A 23,304-nucleotide genomic window follows, 5' to 3' on the forward strand; every position below is an offset into this window, starting at 1 on the left:
ATGCGATGCATTGAGCCCGCGCTTCTGCATCGACGAAAATAGGGTCGCCGATCACGCGATCAAAGAGGCACCATCCAAGCCAAATTGCGATTTGATATCGTTCAACAAGGCGTCGCGCTGCTTCTGATCGTTGAACTTGATATCCAGGACCACGCGCCCGGAATCCCACTCCTTCAGTGTCCCAAGTTCGCGTCCGTCGCTTGCCACGATTTTGTATTGGCGAGAGAGCTGTTTTTTGGGACGTTTTCCGAGCTCAGCATTTTTCCGGATCGACTCGACTTTACGGAACGTCAAAGATTCGTCTACGATCCGGCGCGCCAATTGTTCCGTCATCCGCGTATCGCTGGCCTTTTGGTACAAGGTCAACTCGTAGGCGGTGTTGATCCCAAAATGCTGCGGGTGTTCCTGGATTGTTTCTTTGACGGCGGTCGGCAGTTCTAGAAGCGACAGCAGTTTGCTGATCTTTGTTGCGTTCTCGCCAGCAATCGACACCAGATCCTCATCGGTGTTGGCAATCTGATTGTCCTTCAGCTTTTGCAAACCAAGCGCGACATCAAGGACCGTCTCCCCTTCTCGCTCGTGATTGAGCGCTTTTGACAGTCGATAGAAGTCCACCGGCTGTAGATCTTCCAGGATGCAGCAATCCATTTGCTTCCGACCAATGGACTGCATGGCTAGCCGGCGGTAGTGGCCGTCGATCAGCAGATATTTCCCCGGTTGACGGGAATCGGGCGTCACGAGTACGGGGACCAGTTGCCCTTCTTTCTGGATTGAAACCGCGCGTGCTTCGATGGCCTCGGGATTGTAATAACTGCGACTGTTCAGCGGGTTGCTCTGCAGCATCTCGATGGGAAGGCTGACAAATCGCTGTTTCACGCCCTTAGCGGACAACTCGCCGAGACGATCGGCGATCCCGCCACTGTGCGTCGGGCCGACGTCCGCCGTGCTTTGCGGTATCGGTGACGCCACGTGGCCGGCGCGGCCCGCGATGGTGTCGTCTGCGACTGCGGGCGCAGGCGTGTTGTTTTGATCAACGCTGGAGACGTCGTGGATCGGTGACGCTGACAGCAAACCATTTGGCTTTGCGGTGATCAATTGCTCCGCACGAGAGAATCGATCGTCAAGCGACGCACGCATTACACCGTCACGGGTAATACCTTTAACGAGTGATCCAGAAAAATTTTTTTTACCAGCCATTCGAATTTTTCCTTAAAGAAGTGCCAGAACTTCGTCAACAAGTGCATTGACTTCGCGGACAGCATCTTTGCCACCTGAAATCGTATGTACCGACTGTCCCGTTGTTTCTGCTTCCTTAAACGCCGCGCGGAGCCCCAGCCGTGACTTGAGCATCGGAACAGTAGGATCTTCGGCCAGATGTTGGAACACCTGCTTAACGATCGAGATGTTCTGGTACATGTTCGGTAGGGTCCGAACTTTCAAGGATTCATTGTTCGCCATGGCGGTAGCTGCCAATTTTTTGGCTTCCTCGATGGCCCACAAGTTGCCGCCAGATCCGCCGACAGGGATGAGCGCCAGGTCAGATACGAGCAGGGCCACCGAAGGCGCCACGGACTGAATGGCAGGTGGGCAATCGATCACGATAAAGTCGTAATCCGACACGAACTTCCGAATCTCGCGATGTGCCGCTGCCGCCATCATGCTGAGATTGATGGCAGTGGTTTTTACTGGTCGATCTTCGCTAGACATTGAGGCCCAGATCGTTGCCGTACCCTGTGGATCTAGGTCGACGAGAAGGGATTTGTTCCCGCGTAGTGCGAGCGTTTCCGCGAGGTTACAGCTGACGAGCGTCTTTCCTGCTCCGCCCTTCTGGTTGAACACCGTAATGATTTTCGCTGCCATCCTTCGATCGTCTCCTGCCTAGCCAGTCCGCACTTTCTACGTAGAAAGTCGCCACGGTTATTGTACCTATCTTTTGTAAAATTAATCAAATAAAACTAGTTGAATTGTTATATTTTTGGTCATTCTTTTAGCTATAAGCCAATCGATCTAACAGCGAAGCATTGGGAATCTTGTTGATGCCAGATGCGGTTTGGAGAAAAAGGCGATTTTGCCAGTTAGGCTCCCTTTTGGAGTGATGGCATCACGAGACTACGGTCGACGCTGTTGATGGCCGTCGTGTGTTTTGGAAGATGTTGTTGCGGGAGGTTGGCGAGAACGCTTGCCGCGTATTTGGTTTTTACATTGGATGCTCTCGGTGCCGAGAAAGGGGAGACATTTAAAGTGGTTATCGTTCCGAGCAAGCGGACTTTCTACGTAGAAAGTCCGCTTGCGATGCGACCGACAATCATCAGCCGCAGCGTTGATCGACAACGAGAAGCCCTAATGCAGACGTTACAAGTCGAGCCAGTTGTACAACGGCAGGGGAGTCACAATGATGAGGGCAATATGACCGACCCATTGACGGGCAGAAGTTATATATAAACGGACGCCAGTACGTCAACGCCGATTTAAACGACGGTCTGGCAATCCCCGCGGTTTAATGCGCACCGTCGGAGAGCGTAAGGCGAACCTAGAAAACGTATTTTGCAGCGATACGTCAATAAATTCGGTGGATGCGCTAGTGGCGACTCAACGTCTGGTCTGTTCGGCCGATGCCACATATGCCATGAGCGACCGCTGTGGCTGTTGGTTTATTTCAGTAAGAAACTGTGCAGTTAGACGTGCGCTCGCTCTGGAAAGTCCACCTGAGCGAATCCGACGTTATATGGCCTCTACTTTCTACGTAGAAAGTAGGCATGACGTCCGCGCTCGCTAACGCACTCAAATCAGCGGCGCCGTCATTCCTTGCAAAATTACATGGCTAGCGCATCTCGAAAGCTTTAAGCCAACTCTATGTTGCCTCTGCATCGGCGCTCGCCGCGCTGCGTGAAAGAAGCCCGAGACTCCGGCGTTCGACCAGGCGCGGCGATACTGAGCTGGACATGGCATCGCATGTTTGCAGTGATTTGGACTTTCTCCAACGTTCGCGAGCGGCAGCGCATCGTGGTTAGTTAAGCGTCGCGACGCTGAAGGCACGAACATTCGGGCTAGCGAACGACACCGTGTGGAAATAAGCATTGCTGGATTGACAGTAAAACTCAAGGGCGATAAGCCGGACGAGACAGAGACTTTCTACGTAGAAAGTTGGAGCATAACGTCGATCCGCGTCGCATCGAGCAGAAACATCCGAGACCAGGAAACGAGGTGCTGGCCGTCGAAAACAAAGAACGGCAGTCAACTTAGTCGCTCGTTGCGGCGCCCGTGCCAAAGCATAGCAAACCGATACTGAACGACCCGGCCCAGCGAGTTTCTACGTAGAAAGTCGGCCACAACTCACCACAACACGACCAAAACAAAATCAAAATAAATTGTAAAATAATTTATCGTAATTCCGCGGGAGGTTCGACCGTAATTAATGTTTTGGTCATCTATCGACTGTAGCAGCACGGCAGACGAATTCGTCTCTCGACCATTACGTGTTGCGGGAACGATTGCATAAACGAACACGCTGGGAGCTACGATCTTGCCTGGGGACGTCCCTCGATCGTCTAGTTGTTAGTATAAAAAGGCCAATCCATCGCGTTGCTGATGTTCGCGAAGCCACAGCCGGCTTACCAAAGAACCTATCTGTATGCAAAGGCTCGGTGGGTCGACCAGGTCTCGGATGCTCCGTGAGGAAGTGCACGCCGAGGAAAACGCCGGCGGCCTACGTACATTCCCCCGACGCTGGCCGCGATTAACAGCGGGACCGATAGAAACGGCCCTAACGTCGACTAAACCGTCCCACCCCGCGGTGATCGTTTGGCGGGCAAAACGAGCCCATCCGCTAAAGAAATCCGTCCCTCTTGATCGCGCATCAACTGCCGCCCACAGCTCCCGGACGCCGTACAAGCAAGTGCGAGCGTCGATCACGCGGGTCAGAAATCATGCCTTTCTTCACCGTCTGTCATCGCAGTTCGGGAAGAAACGTCGTCAGAGAAATGCCCTTAAGTGATTGTATTTGCGCAACTTTAAAGAACAGGGTAGTATTCGATCAAGGTTTATCAGAAAAAGTTGATAGGCTGATAACACTTCTAGAATCAGGATGACCCACCCCCAGGCAAGATCTTCGCGCGTTTGTTGAAATGAACGAAACTTCTTCCTTTCGGGCGTATTTTTTGACTGCGTCGTCGGCGGATAAAAGTGTTTCCATTGACCGGGCCGATCTCTTACTTCCCACCCCAATGTCAGCGGCGGTGAAGGCAAATCCGGCCCCCGCCGCCGAACGTTCAAAGCGCCGCCGCATCGGACTCCATCACATGGCGTTCATTCGTGGCGTCTATGAGGGGCTTGATATCGGCGCCCTGGCAGACCAATATCTGGGCAATCTCGGCGACCGGCGTCGAGCCAGGAGTACCTTGCGCTGGTTAGTGGATGAGCTGGCCAACGCCGCGCGAAAGCGGGGCGACAGTGCAGGTGCGCGACTTCTGCGACTCCCCACGGCGAAACTCATCGATTCGCTCTCGGACCCAGAGGTCGGGCTACCGTCGAATCGTGCAGCTGTTACTTCGACGGTGCAAAACGCGGAAGACCGGTCCGCGATTCCGAGACCGTTCGATCGCGGCCCCGTCGCCACGGCATTCCAGCCTCCCGGGACCGCGGCCTCGTTGATAGCGCGTAGTGAACTTTCACCCCCCAGCGGTGCAGCGGAATTGGCCTCGACCGAACAGGTCGAGGCCGCATTCGATTCGGTGGAAGCGTTTCGCGATCGGCATGACCCTGACGGGGTCTACTCGGAAGCGGAGTTGATCGCGCTATATGAAGATGCGCAAGCCGACGCCCATCGCGCCGCGCCTGCTCAGCGGGCGTCCACCGGAGATGCTGCGCACGTCGTGGCGCGACACGGTGCGAGCGAAAACGGAACGGAAGAAGAAACTGCGCTCCACGCCGAAGATCGCTTGCGTCTCGCGGCACACACCGCACACACGGCGCGTGCGGCGCGTGTGCGCGCACGCAATCAGCGGCTCCGCACGCGTCGCCGGGAGGTACTGGATCGACTCGAAGCCACGCTCGTCGAGCCGCCGCGTCTGCATCACTTCATCGGTGACTGGATCGATCCCGCGTTGGCCGCTCGCTTGGAGGCGGTGGACATCAACACCGTCGCGGATTTACTGTCCTTAATCAATCGACGCGGCTTCCATTGGTATCGGGATGTGCCGCGTGTCGGCCGCCGCGCCGCCGAGCGGCTCCGGGATTGGCTCGCCATGAATGCGGGGGATCTCGGGGCGCAAATCGCCCGTCATGCCGCGAGCCCGCGTCGGCAGTGGAGCGCATCGGTGGCTGCGGCGCGGCGCGTGACCAGCGAGCATCTGGCCGCCCTCGAATATTTCACGCCCGAGGACGACCGGATCGCCGCCGATCGCGACCTGATTCTGCAAATGCTCGCGCGATATAAGCCTGTTGCCAGCACCTATCGGGCGTTCCGACTACAGGCCGAGCGTCTGCTGCTGTGGGCGGCGCTTCATCGACAGGTCGCGGTTCAGAATTTGTCCGACCAGGATGTACAGGCTTATTTTGCCTTCATGCAGGCGCCGGATGCCGATTGGTGCGGGCCGAAAGTGGAACGAGGCTTGCCGACATGGCGCCCCTTCGAAGGTCCGGCCAGCGACGCTTCCGTACGCATTGCCCGTCGCGCTCTGAAAGCGCTATTTGCGCCGCTTGTCGCAGCCGGTACGGTGCGTCGCAATCCTTTCGAATCGCGTGTGCCTTTCCCTTCCGTAGCAATCGCCGTCGCGCAGGCGGTGCCGTACGACGGGCAAGCGACGGCCAAGCATAGTAAAGGACGGCCGCTATTGGCGATTCATCTCGCCAGGATGCGACTGCTCGCACGCGTTCGGGAAGTCAGCAAATGTCGACTGTCGGAAATTGCCGAGCTTACGCTGAGTCAGTTCGACGCCTTGCTGTCCCTGCGTAGCGCGACGTCGCCTACGCTGGCGCCAGGCGGCAAGCACACATTCAACGAAGCGCTACGCGAAGCGCGCGCAGCATACCTCGCGTTGCGCGAGGTGGAACAAGGACCGGTCGATCCCGAGAGTCCGCTTTTCGTACGTCATACGGCGACCGGGCTCGATTTGAGCGCGCCGCGGGCAACCTTGCCCGCCGATACCCTGGCTCGAGTGTTCGCGCGGTATCAGGCCTTGTGTCGACGCAATCCCGATGTCGCCTAAATATGCATATCGCGGGGCGCACTAGCATCCAAACCCGAGCATGTGAATGCACCGGGCGATGCTACGTAACCTTATTCCCCGGTTTAAAAGGGTTGCGTGACGACGTGCAATCAAACAACGCGTGCCAGCAGTGATTGCTAAATCGGGCAGCTTATGCACTTGTCAAAAAGATATCCACAGATTTTGTGGATATCTCTGTTGATTCACCTAGTGCGAACGGTTTAGCTCCATGATTTTTTTGTGAATTTTTCATAGCGACCTGGGATGGTCAAAACCGGGGCGAATCGGCCCAGCCGCGTGGATGCATGGCGATCCGCGTGTCGCGTCCGGCGTTGCCGTAATACGGGCCGCCGAAACGTCGCCGGGGACGCGGAATTTTACGCAAACACTATGCCATTTTTAACGGACCGGACACGCGGTTAGCTGCGACCGCAGGCACGATGTCTGGATGCTGCCGCTGCCTCACGGTTGCGAGGCACTGGCAGGGCTGTCGGATGGTTTCTCCACCACGACGCGCCACCGATCCGCCGCGACAACCGTCATCGGCACGCCTTGTTGGACGAATTCTCGATATTGACTGGGTTTCATTAATGCGAATGCATAGCGCGCCGCACGCCAGCGCGTCTCCCATTCCGCAATAGTCGGAACCCATTTCTCCGGCTCTGCCTGTACGCCGAACGCCAATTCGTCGGTCCCGTGAACCATGATGGTCGTATGCCCCATATAGAAGGGCAGCGTATGGTCGAGCCTGTCGATGGCGTAGAACGGGGTATCCGCCGGGGTACGCGCCAATGCGGCCTTGATTGTCGGTGCGAGCGCAGCGCCGGACATCGGACCGCCTAATGCTTCATGCCCTGAACCGGCGATCAGGCACAGTCCCAACCAGCCGCCCGCAACGGCGGCGAACGATGCCGACATGCCGCGTGGCGACCGCGCGAGTCGGATGGCCAGCCACGTCATCAGCGCGCAGAAGACGACGGCGCCCAAAACCCACCACTGAAACGTCTGGTATGCGTCGCGGGATCCTTGACGGTCATCCATAAAACGCAACGCGAATGAGGCAAGCGCTGCAATCGCCAGGAACACCATGAAGCCGCGCAGATGTTTTTGCCAATGCGCAGCGGAAATAGACGCGGCGCCGAGGGCCAGCAGCAGCGCCACGGCCGGGGCGACCGGCAGCACGTAGGTCACCAGCTTCGAGTGCGACATGCTGAAGAATACGAAGATGAAGACGGCCCAGATGGCCGCGAACCCGGCGCTATCGATCGACCCATCGCGGCCTGTACTGCGCCATGCCGAGAGCGTCGCACGCACGGTGTCTATCGGATGTCGCCAAACGGACAGCGTGCGGGAATGAGAGAAGGCGAGCGTGAGCCAGGGCAGAAAACCCACCAGCATGACCGGCACGAAATAATAATAGGCGCCCGGGCGGTTTTGATCCGCTGTCAGATAGCGCTGGAATTGCTGAACGATAAAGAAAAAATGAAGGAATTCCGGATTGGCTTTCTGTACCAGAATGAACCACGGCAGCGTAATCACGAAGAAAACGATCAAACCCTTCACAATATGAAGGCGCATCCAAACACGCAGATTGGCGCTCGCCAAGGAATACAGCACCAGTACCGCGCCAGGCAGGATGATCCCAACCAATCCCTTCGACAGAACCGCGCCGGCCATCGCCCCCCAACACACCAGCATCCAGCCGCGACGCTGCCCCGCTGTTGCCGACACATGTTGCGCCAGCAACATCGCGCACATGACCAACTCCATCCAGAACGACAGGCCCATGTCCAACGTATCGTAGTGGCCCAGCGCTGCCCACAGTGGAGCGCCGGCCAAAATCGTCGCCGCATAGAAGCCGATCGTCGCGCCATAGAGACGGCTTGCCGTATAGCCGAGCAATAGCACGCCACCGAATCCCGTCAACGCCGTATAAAGCCTCGCCTGCCAATCGCCGATACCGAACCAGGCGTATGTCAATGCATTCGCCCATGTCTGCAGTGGCGGCTTTTCAAAATACTTATAGCCGTTGTAGCGCGGCGTGACCCAGTCGCCAGTGACAAACATCTCGCGTGCCATCTCCGCATAGCGGCCTTCATCGTTGGGTACGACGTGTCGGAGATCCAACGGCGCGAACCAGACGACAGCGAAAGCGATCAACAGGCAGACGAGCAAGGTGCCGCTTATCGCGAGGGGGTCGGAACGAAGAGAACGAACATGCATGGGAAAAACCAGGCTTGGCTCAATGAGCGATGTGAGACGGGCGGTCGTGACAGTCGAACGCGCTGGGTGACGAAGCGAATGAGGGTGATTCGTGCCGATGAAACGCTATCGCAGCAGTGCTTAAGAGTGACTTAAACAGGCGCTAACGTCGGGCGATGTTCGCGTAGTCGCCGCAGTATTCTACATGCGGCCAAGGGGCCCGCTTCGGCTCTTTTTCCCAGACTGATCGCCGTTCGAGTGCTTGACCTTCACATGATAGTAAGGTTTATCGTCTCCGACATAGTGACATCAGGGAGAGCCATCATGGCGGAAGACCGCAGCGATCCGTTCGTCGAACGGGCAGCCCAGGCAGTAGTTGCGTCAGCAGGGGTTGAGGAGACCTTATTCGACGTTGAGGAGATGTCTTGCGCGTCCTGCGTGCGTCGATTGGAGAAAGCGCTTCAGGCCGTTCCTGGCGTCGCGGATGTAACGGTCAATCTGGCGAGTGAGACGGCCTTTGTTCGTTACGATCCGTCGCGGGTTCAACCGACGCGCATCGCCGAAGCGGGCACGGCGGCGGGCTATCCCACGCAACCGCAAATCGGCGACGTACCACACAGCGCGCAACCGGACGCATCGGCGCCAGCAAACCTGCCTGCACAAACTGACGCCGGCGCGGTGTCCCATCTCGATGCGTCCGCCGAATTGGGGCGGCCCCTTCATGACAGCGGATCCACCGCGGGGACCGAGGCAGCGACGAGCGGGGCGATCAACGCACCTGTGCAAGCAAACAACGCCGAAGTGAAAGCGGCCCGTAAAGCGAATGAGATTGCGCAGCAACGTCGCAATCTGCTGTTGGCGACTTTTTTGACGTTGCCGGTCTTTCTTGTCGAGATGGGCGGCCATTTGGGCATCCCCGGTATGGAGGCGCTGACCGCGCGCCTTGGCACGACGACGCTGGCGATGATCGAGGCCGTGCTGAGTACCGTGGTGCTATTCGGTCCCGGGCGGCAATTTTTCGGTAAAGGGTGGCAGACATTGCGCCGGCTTTCGCCGGACATGAACACCTTGGTGGCGATCGGTACTGGCGCGGCATGGGGGTACTCAATGCTGGTGTCTGTGCGCCCGGACTGGTTTCCCGAAGCGGCGCGGCATCTTTATTTCGAAGCGGCGGCGGTGATCGTTGTTTTCATCCTGGCAGGCCGTTATCTGGAAGCCCGCGCAAAAGGCCGCACCGGGGACGCGATTCGCGCATTGCTTGCCCTGCGCCCGAATACCGCACATCGGATCGACGAACAGGGGGAGGCGGCGCAGGATCAGTCTTCCGAGCCGGATCATCGTCGAGCCGCGTCGGTTCGTGATGTTCCCGTTGCGTCGCTCGTTGTGGGGGATGCGATTCTCATTCGTCCAGGCGAACGCGTCCCGGCGGACTCGGCATTGATCGACGGGACATCGTATGTCGACGAAAGCATGTTGACCGGTGAGCCGATGCCGGTGGAAAAACGCCTTGGCGGTGCGACGGACCTCACCGGCGGAACGGTGAACGGCGATGGGATGTTACGCGCTCGCGTCACGCGTATCGGTGCGGAAGCGACGCTGTCCCGGATCATCGCGATGGTGCAGAGGGCGCAAGGCGCAAAGCTCCCGATCCAACAAAAAGTGGATCGCGTCACCGGGATATTCGTGCCGGTGGTGCTTGCGATCGCCTTGCTGACCTTCATCGCATGGGTCGTGTGGGGCCCGAATCTTTCCTTTGCCGTGGCGGCTGCCGTGGCGGTATTGATCGTTGCCTGCCCGTGCGCGATGGGCCTTGCGACGCCGACGTCGATCATCGTCGGCGCGGGAAGAGCCGCGCGGCTCGGCGTGCTTTTTCGGCAGGGCGATGCGTTGCAGCGCTTGCAGGCCTGCAAGATCGTCGCGTTCGACAAGACGGGGACGTTGACGCGGGGACAGCCCGCCATCACGGACATTCATTGGAGCGAAGAAGTCGACGATGCGCTGCTGTGGGAACGGCTTGGTGCATTGGAAACGCTGTCGGCACATCCCCTCGCTCATGCGGTTGTCGCCTCGGCCGTTGCCAGGCAAACATCGCCGGATACGCGCTGGCCAGTCGTGTCGGATTTCGTTTCCGAGACAGGGCAGGGCGTGGCAGGAACCATAGACGGTCACCGTTTGTCGATAGGCAACATCGCCTGGATGGCGCGTCAATGCAATCTGCCGGCGCAGTCGGATCCCGGCAGCGCGCTGGGCGATGACAGCTTGCTGGCCGTCGCCGCCGAATGGCGTGCGCAGATGAAGACGGTGCTGTACGTGTCGATCGATGGCGGCGTGATCGGTGCGCTGGCGGTGGCAGATCCGATTCGCAAGGAAGCGCGTGCGGTGGTGTCGGCGCTACGTGCGCAACAGCTCCGTATTGCGATGATCACGGGTGATGCGCTTGCCACGGCGCAGGCGGTGGCCGCTGAGTTGGGTATCGACGAGATTCGCGCCGATGTGATGCCCGATGGCAAGGTAGCGGCGGTAAACGCCTTACGCAAGCAATACGGAACCCTGGCTTTCGTAGGCGACGGCATGAACGATGCGCCTGCGCTGGCGGAAGCGGACGTCGGTATCGCGATGGGTTCCGGTAGCGATGTCGCGATAGAAAGCGCGAACGTCATTTTGTCCCACGGCGCCATGCACGGCGTGGCGGACGCTTTCATCGTCAGTCGCGCGACCATGCGTAACATCCATCAAAACCTGCTTTGGGCCTTCGGCTATAACGTCCTGTTGATTCCTTTGGCCGCGGGGCTTGCCTATCCCTTTTTCGGCACATTGCTGTCGCCGGTTTTATCGGCGGCGGCGATGGCCTTGTCGTCTGTTTTTGTTTTAAGCAATGCCTTGCGATTGCGGTTTATTCGCTCGGCGCTTCCGCTGGCAGCGAAGACTTCGCTGCCAGGCAATCGAGGAGGGTAGGTCGATGGGTTTTCATTCGCGCGGCAGTTTCGGAGCCGAGGCCGATTTGGCCGAATACCATCGCGACGCGCCGTCAGGTGTCGCGCCGCTGAACCGGCGCCGGTTCGTGCAAGGCGTGGCAGCAACTGCCGCAGCCTCTCTTGCAGGCAGTTGGGCCGTGACGACACGCGCCGCGTCACTGGCGGGCGGCGCATCATCGACGGCCCCATCCAGCGCGTCTGCCGCCGCGACGCAGTCGCAGTTGTATGCGCCGCCGCTATCGGGCGATCACTTCGATTTGCGGATTGGTTCCGCACCAATCGACATCACCGGCAAGACGCGGCGCGCGATTACCGTCAATGGCGGCATGCCGGCGCCGTTGTTGCAATGGCGCCAAGGCGACACGGTGACGTTGCGCGTGACGAATACCCTCGACGAACCGACATCGATTCACTGGCACGGCATCATCTTGCCGTATGAAATGGATGGGGTGCCGGGCATCAGTTTCCCTGGCATCGCACCGGGTGAAACGTTTACGTATCGCTTCAAAGTGCGTCAGGCAGGGACCTATTGGTATCACAGCCATAGCGGCTATCAGGAACAGGTCGGGCTCTATGGGCCGCTCGTGATCGTGCCGCGTGATGGTGACACGGTCAAACCGGATCGCGACTACGTCGTGTTGTTGAGCGATTGGACCGACGAGAATCCTGCATCGATCCTGGCCAATCTCAAGGGCGACAGCGATTACTACAATCGACAGTTGCCCACTGTGCCGGCGTTTTTTCAGGATGTACAGACGCAGGGACTGCGTGGAGCGCTGGCGAAGCGCAAGATGTGGAATACCATGCGCATGAACCCTACGGACTTCGCGGACGTATCGGGTGAAACGTATACCTATCTGACGAATGGGATGGCGCCGGCGGCGAATTGGACCGGCATTGCGCAGGCGGGCGAGCGCGTGCGATTGCGCTTCATCAATGGCAGTGCTTCATCGATATTCGATGTGCGCATTCCCGGTATCAAAATGACCGTGATTGCCGCGGACGGACAGCAAGTGGACGCTGTCGCAGTGGACGAGTTCCGAATCGCAACGGCCGAAACCTACGATGTCCTCGTGACGATGCCGGATGACCGTGCATACACGATATTCAGCGAGTCGATCGATCGTAGCGGTTATGCACGCGCGACGCTTGCACCGCGGGCCGGCATGCGCGCGGAGGTGCCAGCGCTTGGCGCGAAAACCTGGCTTGCCTCGCAAGACATGATGGGCGCCATGTCGATGTCAGGCATGAAAATGGACGGCGGCAAAACGGGGCACGGCGGTCACGCGCGCGATGCGTCGATGACCGGCATGGCATCCATGGGAACCATGGACATGCACCCAAGCAAACCGACGCACCACGCGGCACCGATGCAGCACGATGCGGCGGCCGGCGTGCGTGGCGCGTCACATGGCGGAGGGGGCGCGACCGCGGCGCTCGATACTGGTGTGCAGGTCGATATGCGCGTGGCATCGCCATCGACGCGTCTGGACGACCCTGGCGCGCGCCTTCGTCCAGAGGACGGGCAGCGCCCTGCAAATTGGCGTGTCCTGACGTATTCGGATCTGCATACGATAGGGGGGCCGCTCGATCCGCGCCCACCGTCGCGGGAGATGACCATCCGTCTGACCGGAAATATGTCGCGGTTTATCTGGGGCTTCGATGGCCTCAAATATTCGGAGGCGCCGCCTTATCGTTTCTATCCGGGTGAACGCTTGCGTATCACGATGATCAACGACACGATGATGAATCACCCGATTCATCTGCACGGCATGTTTTTCGAGTTGGAAGCCGAGGATGGCAGCTTCCTCGTGCGCAAGCATACGATCAACGTTCAGCCGGCAAAGCAGTTGTCGGTCCTCGTCACCGCGGATGCGCCGGGGCAGTGGGCGTTCCATTGTCACTTGCTGTATCACATGGAAGCCGGGATGTTTCGCAAGGTGGTGGTGGCATGAACACACTACGGAAAACCCGCTTGCAGAAGACACGACGTCAGCCTCCCCTGTTTCTGCGGACGTTGCCCTATGCACTGATATGCGCCGGTGTCCTCGCCACGTCGATGTCGGCGAACGCCGCATCAGAGAGCACGCCTTCCTCATCGACGCACGATATGAGCGGCATGAGCGGCATGAGCGGCATGAGCGATATGTCCGATATGCAGGCTGCGCCAGCACCGTCATCGTCATCGTCATCGCCGCGTTCTGCGCCCGCGTCCGATCCGGCCAATATCATCCTCCCGGAAACCGCGTCACCGGTGCCGATGGCGAATCCCGCTGTCGGCGTATCGATGCCCGGCATGGAAATGCACGACGATGCGATACATCATCAGATCCTTTTCGATCAGCTCGGCTATCAAAGCGTGCGCGGCGTCTCGGGTGTGGAATGGGATATGTCGGCCTGGGTCGGTACCGACTTCAATCGGCTCTTCGTTCGCAGCGAGGGGCAGCGCATTCGTGGCGGATGGGATGACGTTCGCATCGAGGCCGCCTGGAGCCATGCGCTCGATCGATACTGGAATGGCTTGCTCGGGATGCGCACTGATTTAGGCGCGGGTCCGACGCGCTATTGGGGCATGGTCGGCCTGCAGGGAACGATGCCGTGGTTTCTCAATGTGTCGGCGATGGCCTATGCCGGGCCATCGGGCCGAACTGCCTTATGGGCCCGTGCCGAGTACGATTGGCGTTTGACGCAACGACTCATTTTGACGCCGGAGTTGGAGGTGAACGCCTATGGTAAGCGCGACGCGGCGCGTGAGGTCGGTGCGGGGCTGTCCGATATCACGGCGTCTCTTCGGCTGCGGTATGAAGTGTCGCGCAAGGTTGCGCCGTATATCGGCATCAATTGGCAGCGGCGGATCGGAGAGACGGCAGCGATGGCCCGTGGAGACGGGGTAAGTGTCAACGACATCGGCATCCAGGCGGGCGTGCGCATCTGGTTCTGACGCTAGCGCTTAACGCATCGGTCGGCGCATCGATGGTCGCGCGCCGATAAGCGATATCAGGTCATGCGGGATGGGCCCGCGTCGCTGTCCGGATGGCTTCGATCAAGCGCGCTGCCGCAGGCGAAGGCTCGCTTGCAGCGCGGAGCGTCAAGCCGATCTGCCGATGCGTTTCGCGTGCCGGCATATCGACGATATCGAGGACATCCAATTGGCCCGATTCTCGCTCGAAATGTAATTGCCGCGCGGACAAGGCGGCGATCATATCGGTCTTCAATAACAGGCCCCGGATCACGGCGAGGTCGGCGGTTTCCACGACGGGTTGCGGTGCCCGCAGCCGTTTTCGCGTAAATAGGCCGTCGAAGAGCAACCGTGCCGGCGCGTGCGATCGCGGCAGGATCCAGCGTTCATGCGTCAGGTCGGCCAGCCGCAGTCCCGTCTTAGCTAGCAGGGGATGGTCACGCCGCACCAGCACCGTGAGCGGTTCGCTGATCAGCGGCTCCAGGACGAGGCCAGAATTCGGGTCTGCGGGCCGTAACGCGCCCAGGATGAAATCGACGTCACCGGCGCGCAAGCTGACGACCAAGGGTTCGTAAGCGCTTTCGTCCGTGACGATGCGAACGCCGGGATGATCGCGGCTCAGCAGTGCGATGGCATCGGGCAGGATCAATGTACGCCCGAGCGGCAATGCGCCGACGACCACTTGTCCCTGCACACTGCCGTGGAAGGCGGCAAGGTCGTCCCGGATATGGCGTAGCTCGTTCAGCGCGCGCCGCGCATGCAGGACGACCGTCTCGCCCTCCGTCGTCAACAGCAGTCCCCGCCCGCTCCGATGAAACAGCGGAAGTCCCGCGCCGGTTTCCAGAACCTTAATTGCATGGCTGACAGCCGGCTGAGTGACGTGCATTGCGGCGGCGGTGGTCGGCATGTGGCGGTGGCGGGCCAGGGCGATCAACAACTGCAGGCGGCGCGCGTTCAGCAGATACGCGGGCACCCTGTCTGCGGTTGCCGGACCGATCGGTCGCGTGCGCGTTCTTCGCACCGCGCACCACTGCGCCAACATCGACAACTCGGCGAACACACGCGTCGCCCGCGCAAGGACCACCTTGCCGTCGGCCGTCGGCACCATGCCATTGGCGCCCCGTTCGAAAAGCGAGGCCCCCAGCGTCCGCTCCAGCTCCTGCACCGCCCGCGTGATGACCGATTGCGCGCGGAACAAGGTCCGCGCCGCTTCCGACGCGCTTCCGGTCTCGCCGATGCGCAAGGCGATCTGAAGCTTGACCAGGTTGGTCGGCTCGTCGGCGGCTAGCGCGGGCTTACGAAGGGCAGGGGGCACGATGAAAACAACTCCTGATAGCGGCAAAATCGCTTGATCGATGAGAAGGCTGGGGCGTCCCGCTTATGCGGCGGCTTTTCGCGGGCGCCGGACGCTTTGGAGACTGGCATCCAAGCGCCACGATGATGCCTGGAATGCATCGATTCGGTCTTGCGATTTTGCACGAATACCATGTGTTCTGCTTATTGCGGCATGCGTGAGGTGCGCTTTCACCTGACTTCAAATCGGATGGAAACGGAGCGTGACTGAAAGGTGATATATCGCTTTAAATCATGCGCTTATCGTAACTTTCCGGACCCAAAAACACGCGTTGCGCACAGGGTTGTCGTATCGATAATCGGGTCGATGGCGCTAATGAGAGGGTATACGTGGACTTATATGAGATAGCGCCGCTCGCTATCGTCCGTTCGATACCGTTCGCCGCACGCGTTGCCGCGCTAGTCCGCGTCGTCTGATTGGAACGATGATGCGCTTCCTTACAGGATTTCACCTATGAAAAGCTGTTTGCCACCGGATCCGAATCCGATCAAGCCATCCCTCTCATTGCCGCCCGGCGCGTGCGACGCGCACTGCCATGTCTTCGGGCCGGCGGCGGTATTTCCCTACGCGGCCGACCGAAGCTACACGCCGCCGGACGCGCCGTATTCCGGACTGCGCGGTCTGCACGATTTCCTCGGATTGCAGCGCGGCGTCATTGTTCAGGCCAGCTGTCACGGCACGGACAATACCGCGATGCTCGATGGACTGAAGCGGGGCGAGGGACGCTATCGCGGTGTCGCCATTGTCGACGCGAGCATCACCGACGCCGAGTTGGCCGAAATGGATCGGCATGGCGTGCGGGGCGTGCGATTCAATTTCGTCGCTCACTTGGGCGGGGCACCGGACCTCGATGTGTTCGACAAAGTGCTGGACCGCATCCAGGCGTTGAATTGGCACGTTGTTCTGCATTTGGATGCGCAAGATATTGTCCAGTACGCCGACGTGATCGATCGGATCGAAGTGCCGTTTGTCATCGATCACATGGGACGGGTACGGGCCGAGGACGGATTGGACCAGGAACCTTTCCAGCGCTTGCTGGGTTTGATGCGCGATCCGCGTGCATGGGTCAAGATCTGCGGCCCGGAACGGGTGTCCGCCGGCAAGCGCCCCTTTCATGATGCGGAGTCGTTTGCGCGGGCATTGCTCGACGTCGCGCCCGATCGCGTTCTGTGGGGCACCGATTGGCCGCACCCGAATATCTCGAAGGATATGCCGAACGACGGGGAGTTGGTCGAACTGCTCGGACGCGTCTGCGGTGATGAAGCGACGCTACGCAAAGTACTCGTTGAAAACCCGCAGCGTCTATACGGCTTCGAATCGGGACGCTAAGGGCGCGATGGCGTAAGCAGGAAAACGCGCGCGGCACGCACGGCATCGGGCGCTGGGCACGAGCCGCGATCGCGAGGGCTGGGACAAACGTTGGCCGGGAATAACACAGAGACGAGGTGGCGATATCGGTGATGACACGATATCCGTTGCCCCCCGGGTGCATCCACTAGGAGGAGACATGACGACAACCGTCGGCGCTGCCGGCGCGGTCAAGCGACCGCGTTGGTATCGCGAATTGTATGTGCAGGTGGGGATTGCGATCGTGCTCGGTGTGATTTTGGGTCATGTCGCGCCACATCTCGCGGTGCAGATGAAACCGCTGGGCGATGCCTTTATCAAGCTGATCAAAATGGTGATCGGCCCCGTCATTTTCTGTACGGTCGTCGGCGGTATTGCCGGCCTCGGGGATATGAAGAAGGTGGGACGCGTCGGCGGGAAGGCGCTGCTCTATTTCGAGGTAGTGTCGACGCTGTCCTTGATCATCGGACTCATTGCCGGCCACTTGCTCGAGCCGGGCGCCGGCTTCAATGTCGATGCCAGCAAACTCGACGCGCATGCCGTGGCGGCGTATGCGAGTCAGGCGCACGACAATGGGACCGTCGCCTTTTTAATGCGGATCATCCCCGATACGGTCGTCAGCGCTTTCGTCGATGGCAATGTACTCCAGGTGTTGTTGATCGCGATACTCTTCGGCGCATCGCTGGCTGCACTAGGCGACCGCGGTCGCGCACTGACCGAATTTATCGGCGATCTCACTGAGACCTTTTTCGGCATTGTCCGAATCGTGATGAAAGTTGCCACCCTCGGTGCGTTCGGGGCAATCGCTTTCACGATCGGGACATACGGGGTGGGCGCGGTGCTTCCCTTGTTGAAATTGATCGGTGCGTTTTATTTGACCTTGGCGTTCTTCGTTGTCGTGGTCTTGGGTTTAATCTCGCGATTCATGGGCGTGAATATCTTCCGATTCATGCACTATATCCGCGAAGAAATTCTGATCGTGCTGGGAACCAGCTCGTCGGAGGCGGCGCTGCCGCAGATGTTGCAGAAGCTAGAGCGGCTCGGTTGCTCGAAACCAGTGGTGGGCTTGGTAATTCCCGCCGGCTATTCGTTCAATCTCGACGGGACGAATATCTATCTGACGATGGCGGTGCTGTTTATCGCCCAGGCATTCAACGTCCATCTGACGTTGACGCAAGAACTGACGCTGGTTGTCGTGGCGATGTTGACGTCGAAAGGCGCGAGTGGCGTGGCTGGCGCCGCCTTTGTGATGCTGACGTCGACTTTGTTGGTGTTTCCGCTCATTCCCGTGTCGGGTATGGTCCTGATCCTGGGTATTCACCGCTTTATGGGGACGGGCCTTGCTATCGTCAACACCATCGGTAACGGTGTTGCGACGATTGTCGTATCCGCCTGGGAGCACGAGTTGGATCGAGATCGCTTGAATGCAGTGTTGCGCGGTGAAGATCCCGACGCGCTGCGCGTGCCCGGCGTCGGCATCGATTCCGCAACGCCGGCGGGCAATCCGGGCAGTCCGGGCAGTCAGGCAGGAAATGGGGTGCCCGCCGCGCCGATCGCGCCGGCCGTATCGCCGCGGCCATCCCTTCCCGGGCGCCATGGCGAACTGCCTGCCGCCGTCACGGGCCCCCGCCATTGAAACCGTTGGAAGCGGTGTGTCGCGCTACTTTCTACATAGAAAGTAGCGCACGCTGAGGGTCTGAGGCGCCGAAATCGCCCAGAACTAAAGGTGCACGTCTATGGTACTTGCGGAGGTTTCGCCCGGTGCTACAAGGCGGAAAGGGCGGATGGACAGCGAAGCGACCGCGCACATTCGGCCTTGGATACCATAGACGTTCACCTAAGTGGTGGGCGTTCTTGGTTGCGGATTTTTAGATGAATCGGGCGATCATCGCAAGTAAGCCACCGACGGTGCCCAAGGCGGCAATCCACTTACCCGTGCTATAGGCCTGATTCGTATTCTTTGCCTGTTCCTCGGGGCTGGGCAATCCAAGCGCGCCGTAGGCAAGCGACTTCATCGGCGACGGCTTCTCGCTCTTCTTCTCCGCATCGGCCGACTTTGCCATCGTCGAGGTTGCCGCGACGTCGGATTTGCTCGAATCCGCCTTGTCCGCCGTCTTTCCTTCCTGAGCCTGCAACTGCTTCGCGGAATCCGACAGGGTCACTTTCGTGCTGCTGGCCGGCTGCGCCGAGCTATCGGTTTTCGTTGATTCGGCTGCCTTTGGCGCGTCACTCTTCGCGCGCGACGCCGTCGTGGCGGTCAGCTGTTTCCCTTCAGCTTGGCTACTCGCGACTTGCATACTGATCCCCGATCTCTGCTCCCATACCACGCAGCAAACCGCTGCGCCGTTCCTGAACAGGTTAGCGGCATGCCGTGCGAGATCTTTATGCTCAGAATAACGGCGAGATTGTCGCAGCAACTATTGATCGAGGGGGCACCGCGTTTCCTGTGCGCCAAACGGATAAAGATCCTCTGATCGATGGGACGCACGGCGCGGCGGCACCGCTTCCTGTATCAGCCGCCGGCGGCGTTTGCCAATCGAATCAGGCCCACCGGGGCGCCAGGTGTGTCCTTGACCGCTTGAAGCACGATATTCGATCGAATATCCATGACGCCAGGCGCCTTATAGAGCTTGTTCAAAATGAAGCTGGAGAAATGTTTCAGGTCGGGCGCGATGACACGCAGCAGGTAATGGCTGTCACCGGTGATGACATAGGCGCTGACGATCTCAGGCCAGCCTTCCATGGCTGCGGTGAAGGTCTCATGCCAGTTTGGCACGTCGTTGCGCATCGATACGTGAACAAACGCTTCCAACGTCAATCCAAGTGCTTCCGCCGACAGGTGCGCTTGGTAGCGGCCGATGATGCCCCTTTCCTCGAGGATCTTCGTGCGACGCAGGCAAGCGGATGGCGAAAGCGCCACCCGTTCGGCCAGCTCTAGGTTGCTGATGCGTCCCTGACGTTGCAATACGTCCAGGATATGAATGTCGACGGCATCCAGCGCGATAGCATGCATATTATTCGATAGAAATTCGATAAAAACGCATTTTATGCGATCAAGGGCGGTAAACGAATCGTTTTTAGGATAAAAAATCCGCGATAGTCGTCATAACATGACGTCTTCGAGCATTGCTTCATTGAGAAAGGATCCCCGAACGATGTCACGTTCCCTGATCGATATCAGCGCGCCAATTCATGGCGACACGCCGGTCTGGCCCGGCGACACGCCGGTGTCGACCGAGCTTGTCTGGCACATGGCGTCCGGTTCGCCGGTCAATGTCGGCAAGCTGACCCTGTCGCCGCACACGGCGACGCACGCCGATGGCCCTTTGCACTATCAGGCCGATGGCGCGCCTATCGGCGACGTCGCGTTGGACGCCTATATCGGCGCATGCGTCGTGCTCGACTGTCGCTCGGTCGGCAATCCTTCGGCCGCGTTGGATGTCGCGGCATTGCAGCAATCGGCAGCGGCGGTGCTGGCGGGGCGAGCGCTGCCAGCCCGCGTCCTGGTGCGAACGTATGACCATGCGCCGCAACACCGCTGGGACGACACGTTTCGGGCGATAAGCCCAGATGCCATCGACTGGTTGGCATCGCAGGGCGTGATGTTGATCGGCGTCGACACGCCATCGCTTGATCCGCAGACCTCGAAAACGATGGATGCACATCGACGCGTCGCGGCACATCGAATGGCGATTCTCGAAGGGCTGGTGCTCGATGACGTCGTCGCGGACTGCTATGAATTGATCGCGCTCCCGTTGAAGCTCGTGACACTGGACGCGAGCCCCGTAAGAGCGGTACTCCGAGGGCCGCTGCCGCTGCCACTCCTCCACGAGTAGACAGCGATCCGCGTCCGGTACCCCACGTGATCCCGGACGTGTGCGCGTGTTGCTGTGTGGCCGCCCATGCGGCGCACTCCTTGTTCGCGCGGTCTCCCGATCGACGTCGAACGTGAACCGTACAACGTAACGTCGCCCCTTCGTTGGGCTGTCCCCGGGGCGTTATTTAGGAACAATCTCATGTCCTTTTCGGATTTCTCGATTCCGACCTCGCGTGCCGATGCGCTTCAGCGGGACCACGACGATGTACTCGCGCCACTGCGCGACGCCTTCACGTTGCCTGATAACGTGATCTACCTCGACGGCAATTCACTGGGTGCCGCGCCGACTGCCGCCGCCGCCCGCGCACGGCAGGTGATAGACAGCGAATGGTCCGAGCAATTGATCCGCAGTTGGAATGCCGCCGGCTGGTTCGACATGCCGAAGCGCCTGGGAAACAAATTGGCACCGTTGATTGGTGCCGCGGCAGACGAGACGGTCATCACCGATACGATCTCGATCAATCTGTTCAAGGTGCTCTCGGCTGCGTTACGGCTGCAGCAGCAACGCGATCCGTCTCGCACGGTGATCGTGTCGGAACGATCGAACTTCCCGTCGGATCTCTACATCGCCGAGGGCGTTATTGCGCAACTGGGCGGTAAGCACTCGCTTAAGCTGATCGACGATCCATCCGAACTGGCGGACGTGATCGGAGCCGATACCGCGATCGTCATGCTGACCCAGGTCAATTATCGGACAGGTTATTTGCATGACATGGCGGCGATAACACGTCTGACGCAGTCTCGCGGCGCCTTGGCGGTTTGGGACCTTGCGCACTCCGCGGGTGCCGTCGAGATCGACCTCAATGGCGCGAACGCCGACTACGCGGTAGGCTGCACCTATAAATATCTGAATGGCGGGCCGGGATCTCCGGGATTCGTTTGGGTTCCTAAGCGTCATCAAGCCTCGTTCGAGCAACCGCTGTCCGGATGGTGGGGGCATCAGGCGCCGTTCGCGATGGAGTCGTCGTATCGACCGGATCCGGGCATCGCACGCTTCTTATGTGGCACGCAGCCGATCATATCGATGGCGCTTGTCGAATGCGGCCTGGACATTTTCGAGAGAACGGATATGGCCGCGTTGCGTCGCAAGTCGCTGGCCTTGACCGATACGTTCATTGCAGGCGTAAAAACGCGTTGCAGCAAGCACGCCTTGACGTTGGTGACACCGCAGGAACATACCCAGCGCGGATCGCATGTCAGCTTTGCCTATGAACAGGGTTATGAGGTGATGCAGGCACTGATCGCGCGTGGCGTGATCGGCGACTATCGCGAGCCGTCCATTCTGCGTTTCGGATTTACCCCTTTGTATACGCGCTTTGTCGATGTCTGGGATGCGGTGGAGATCTTGGGGGACATTCTGGACTCCGGCGAATGGCAGGCTTTTGCCAAGGGGACGCGGGATCAGGTGACCTGAGCGATCGACGGTTCAAGACGATGGAAAAAGGCAATTTATCATGACGCAAACAACATCGAAGGCGGCGATCTGCCCCTTCGGCTATGGCGCCGCCCCGGACGCGGCTTTTCCGACAGAACCATCGCCGAACGCTGGCGGCAATGCGCCGGCCGAGGGCTGGCACGATGCGCAACTCGATTTCTCGGCGTCGATGAGTTACGGCGATTATCTGGCATTGGATAAAATTCTGGAGGCGCAACATCCGCGTTCTCCGGATCATAACGAGATGCTTTTCATCATCCAGCACCAGACTTCCGAGCTGTGGATGCGGCTGATGCTCGTCGAACTGCATGCGGCGCACGAGGCGGTGAAACGGGACGCGTTGCAGGAATCGTTCAAGATGCTGGCGCGCGTGTCGCGGATTTTCGAGCAATTGGTGGCGGCGTGGACCGTGCTGTCCACGCTGACGCCGTCCGAATATTCGGCGATGCGCCCGTACCTGGAGGCCTCTTCCGGTTTCCAATCGTTCCAATATCGGCAGATCGAATTCCTGTTGGGGAACAAGAACGCGAAGATGCTGCAGCCGCATGCGCATCATTCGGCGCGTTATGACGCGACGCGCGATGTGTTGCTGGCGCCGTCGTTCTACGACGAGGTCGTGCGACTGTTGGCGCGGCGCGGATTCGATATCGATCCGGCAAGACTGGAGCGGGATTGGAGTCAGCCAACGCTGGCGGATCCCAGCGTCGAGGCCGCGTGGCTGGCCGTGTATCGCGATCCGGCGGCCCACTGGGATCTGTACCAAATGGGCGAGGAGCTCGTCGATCTAGAAGACGCCTTCCGTCAGTGGCGTTTCCGCCATGTCACGACCGTGGAGCGGGTGATCGGTGCTAAGCAGGGCACTGGTGGCACCAATGGCGCGCAGTATCTGCGCAAGATGCTGGACACGGTATTGTTCCCGGAGCTCTGGAGCGTACGCACGCTTTTGTGA

14 protein-coding genes and 1 pseudogene are annotated in these 23,304 nt (G+C 59.4%); 9 read left to right on the forward strand and 6 right to left on the reverse strand.

Features of this window, described 5'->3' with window-relative positions; translation table 11 throughout:
• Positions 1-51 precede the first annotated feature (51 nt).
• Both ABEG21_RS26105 and ABEG21_RS26110 read right to left on the reverse strand, forming a co-directional pair.
• The gene (locus tag ABEG21_RS26105; protein ID WP_347558497.1) at positions 52-1,197 is read right to left on the reverse strand and encodes a ParB/RepB/Spo0J family partition protein; all 1,146 of its coding nucleotides are present in this window, start codon (positions 1,195-1,197) and stop codon (positions 52-54) included.
• A 12-nt stretch (positions 1,198-1,209) separates the two neighbouring features.
• Positions 1,210-1,860, reverse strand: coding sequence for an AAA family ATPase (locus tag ABEG21_RS26110; protein WP_347558498.1), 651 nt, complete (start codon positions 1,858-1,860; stop codon positions 1,210-1,212).
• Positions 1,861-4,298: 2,438 nt separating this feature from the next.
• On the opposite strand from ABEG21_RS26110, the gene ABEG21_RS26115 reads away from it, so the two are divergent.
• Positions 4,299-6,206 (forward strand): phage integrase family protein, encoded by a 1,908-nt coding sequence (locus ABEG21_RS26115; protein WP_347558499.1) that lies wholly within the window; start codon positions 4,299-4,301, stop codon positions 6,204-6,206.
• 462 nt (positions 6,207-6,668) lie between these two features.
• On the opposite strand, the gene ABEG21_RS26120 is transcribed toward ABEG21_RS26115, so the two are convergent.
• Positions 6,669-8,429, reverse strand: coding sequence for a glycosyltransferase family 39 protein (locus ABEG21_RS26120; protein WP_347558500.1), 1,761 nt, complete (start codon positions 8,427-8,429; stop codon positions 6,669-6,671).
• Positions 8,430-8,732: 303 nt separating this feature from the next.
• On the opposite strand from ABEG21_RS26120, the gene ABEG21_RS26125 reads away from it, so the two are divergent.
• Genes ABEG21_RS26125 through ABEG21_RS26135 form a run of 3 tightly spaced genes read left to right on the forward strand, consistent with a single transcriptional unit; the run spans position 8,733 to position 14,324 of the window.
• The gene (locus ABEG21_RS26125; protein WP_347558501.1) at positions 8,733-11,363 is read left to right on the forward strand and encodes a heavy metal translocating P-type ATPase; all 2,631 of its coding nucleotides are present in this window, start codon (positions 8,733-8,735) and stop codon (positions 11,361-11,363) included.
• Between the two features lie 4 nt (positions 11,364-11,367).
• Positions 11,368-13,338, forward strand: a complete 1,971-nt coding sequence (locus ABEG21_RS26130; protein ID WP_347558502.1) for a copper resistance system multicopper oxidase — start codon at positions 11,368-11,370, stop codon at positions 13,336-13,338.
• Complete coding sequence (locus ABEG21_RS26135) at positions 13,335-14,324, forward strand: copper resistance protein B (protein WP_347558503.1); 990 nt, start codon at positions 13,335-13,337, stop codon at positions 14,322-14,324. The genes ABEG21_RS26130 and ABEG21_RS26135 overlap by 4 nt, the downstream gene beginning before the upstream one ends.
• A 61-nt stretch (positions 14,325-14,385) precedes the next feature.
• Here ABEG21_RS26135 and ABEG21_RS26140 read toward each other — a convergent pair whose 3' ends face one another.
• Positions 14,386-15,657, reverse strand: a complete 1,272-nt coding sequence (locus tag ABEG21_RS26140) for a LysR family transcriptional regulator (RefSeq protein WP_347558504.1) — start codon at positions 15,655-15,657, stop codon at positions 14,386-14,388.
• Between the two features lie 492 nt (positions 15,658-16,149).
• Between ABEG21_RS26140 and ABEG21_RS26145 the strand changes: the two genes are divergently transcribed.
• Together ABEG21_RS26145 and ABEG21_RS26150 are read left to right on the forward strand one after the other, a co-directional pair.
• Complete coding sequence (locus tag ABEG21_RS26145) at positions 16,150-17,025, forward strand: amidohydrolase family protein (protein ID WP_347558505.1); 876 nt, start codon at positions 16,150-16,152, stop codon at positions 17,023-17,025.
• Between the two features lie 178 nt (positions 17,026-17,203).
• A pseudogene (locus tag ABEG21_RS26150) lies at positions 17,204-18,487 on the forward strand (dicarboxylate/amino acid:cation symporter); the annotation flags it as partial.
• A 424-nt stretch (positions 18,488-18,911) separates the two neighbouring features.
• On the opposite strand, the gene ABEG21_RS26155 reads toward ABEG21_RS26150, so the two are convergent.
• Positions 18,912-19,340, reverse strand: coding sequence for a hypothetical protein (locus ABEG21_RS26155; protein ID WP_347558506.1), 429 nt, complete (start codon positions 19,338-19,340; stop codon positions 18,912-18,914).
• Positions 19,341-19,555: 215 nt separating this feature from the next.
• Positions 19,556-20,056 (reverse strand): Lrp/AsnC family transcriptional regulator, encoded by a 501-nt coding sequence (locus ABEG21_RS26160; protein WP_347558507.1) that lies wholly within the window; start codon positions 20,054-20,056, stop codon positions 19,556-19,558.
• 142 nt (positions 20,057-20,198) lie between these two features.
• On the opposite strand from ABEG21_RS26160, the gene kynB reads away from it, so the two are divergent.
• From kynB to kynA, 3 genes are all read left to right on the forward strand, one after another.
• Entirely contained in the window at positions 20,199-20,879 is a 681-nt protein-coding gene (kynB, locus tag ABEG21_RS26165) for an arylformamidase (protein WP_347558508.1), read from the forward strand.
• A 180-nt stretch (positions 20,880-21,059) separates the two neighbouring features.
• A complete protein-coding gene (kynU, locus tag ABEG21_RS26170) occupies positions 21,060-22,334 on the forward strand; it encodes a kynureninase (RefSeq protein WP_347558509.1) in 1,275 nt (424 codons plus the stop codon).
• Positions 22,335-22,374: 40 nt separating this feature from the next.
• Positions 22,375-23,304: a tryptophan 2,3-dioxygenase gene (kynA, locus tag ABEG21_RS26175; RefSeq protein ID WP_347558510.1), complete on the forward strand. Its 930-nt coding sequence runs from the start codon at positions 22,375-22,377 to the stop codon at positions 23,302-23,304.

This window comes from Robbsia sp. KACC 23696 (assembly GCF_039852015.1).
Classification (GTDB): Bacteria; Pseudomonadota; Gammaproteobacteria; order Burkholderiales; family Burkholderiaceae; genus Robbsia.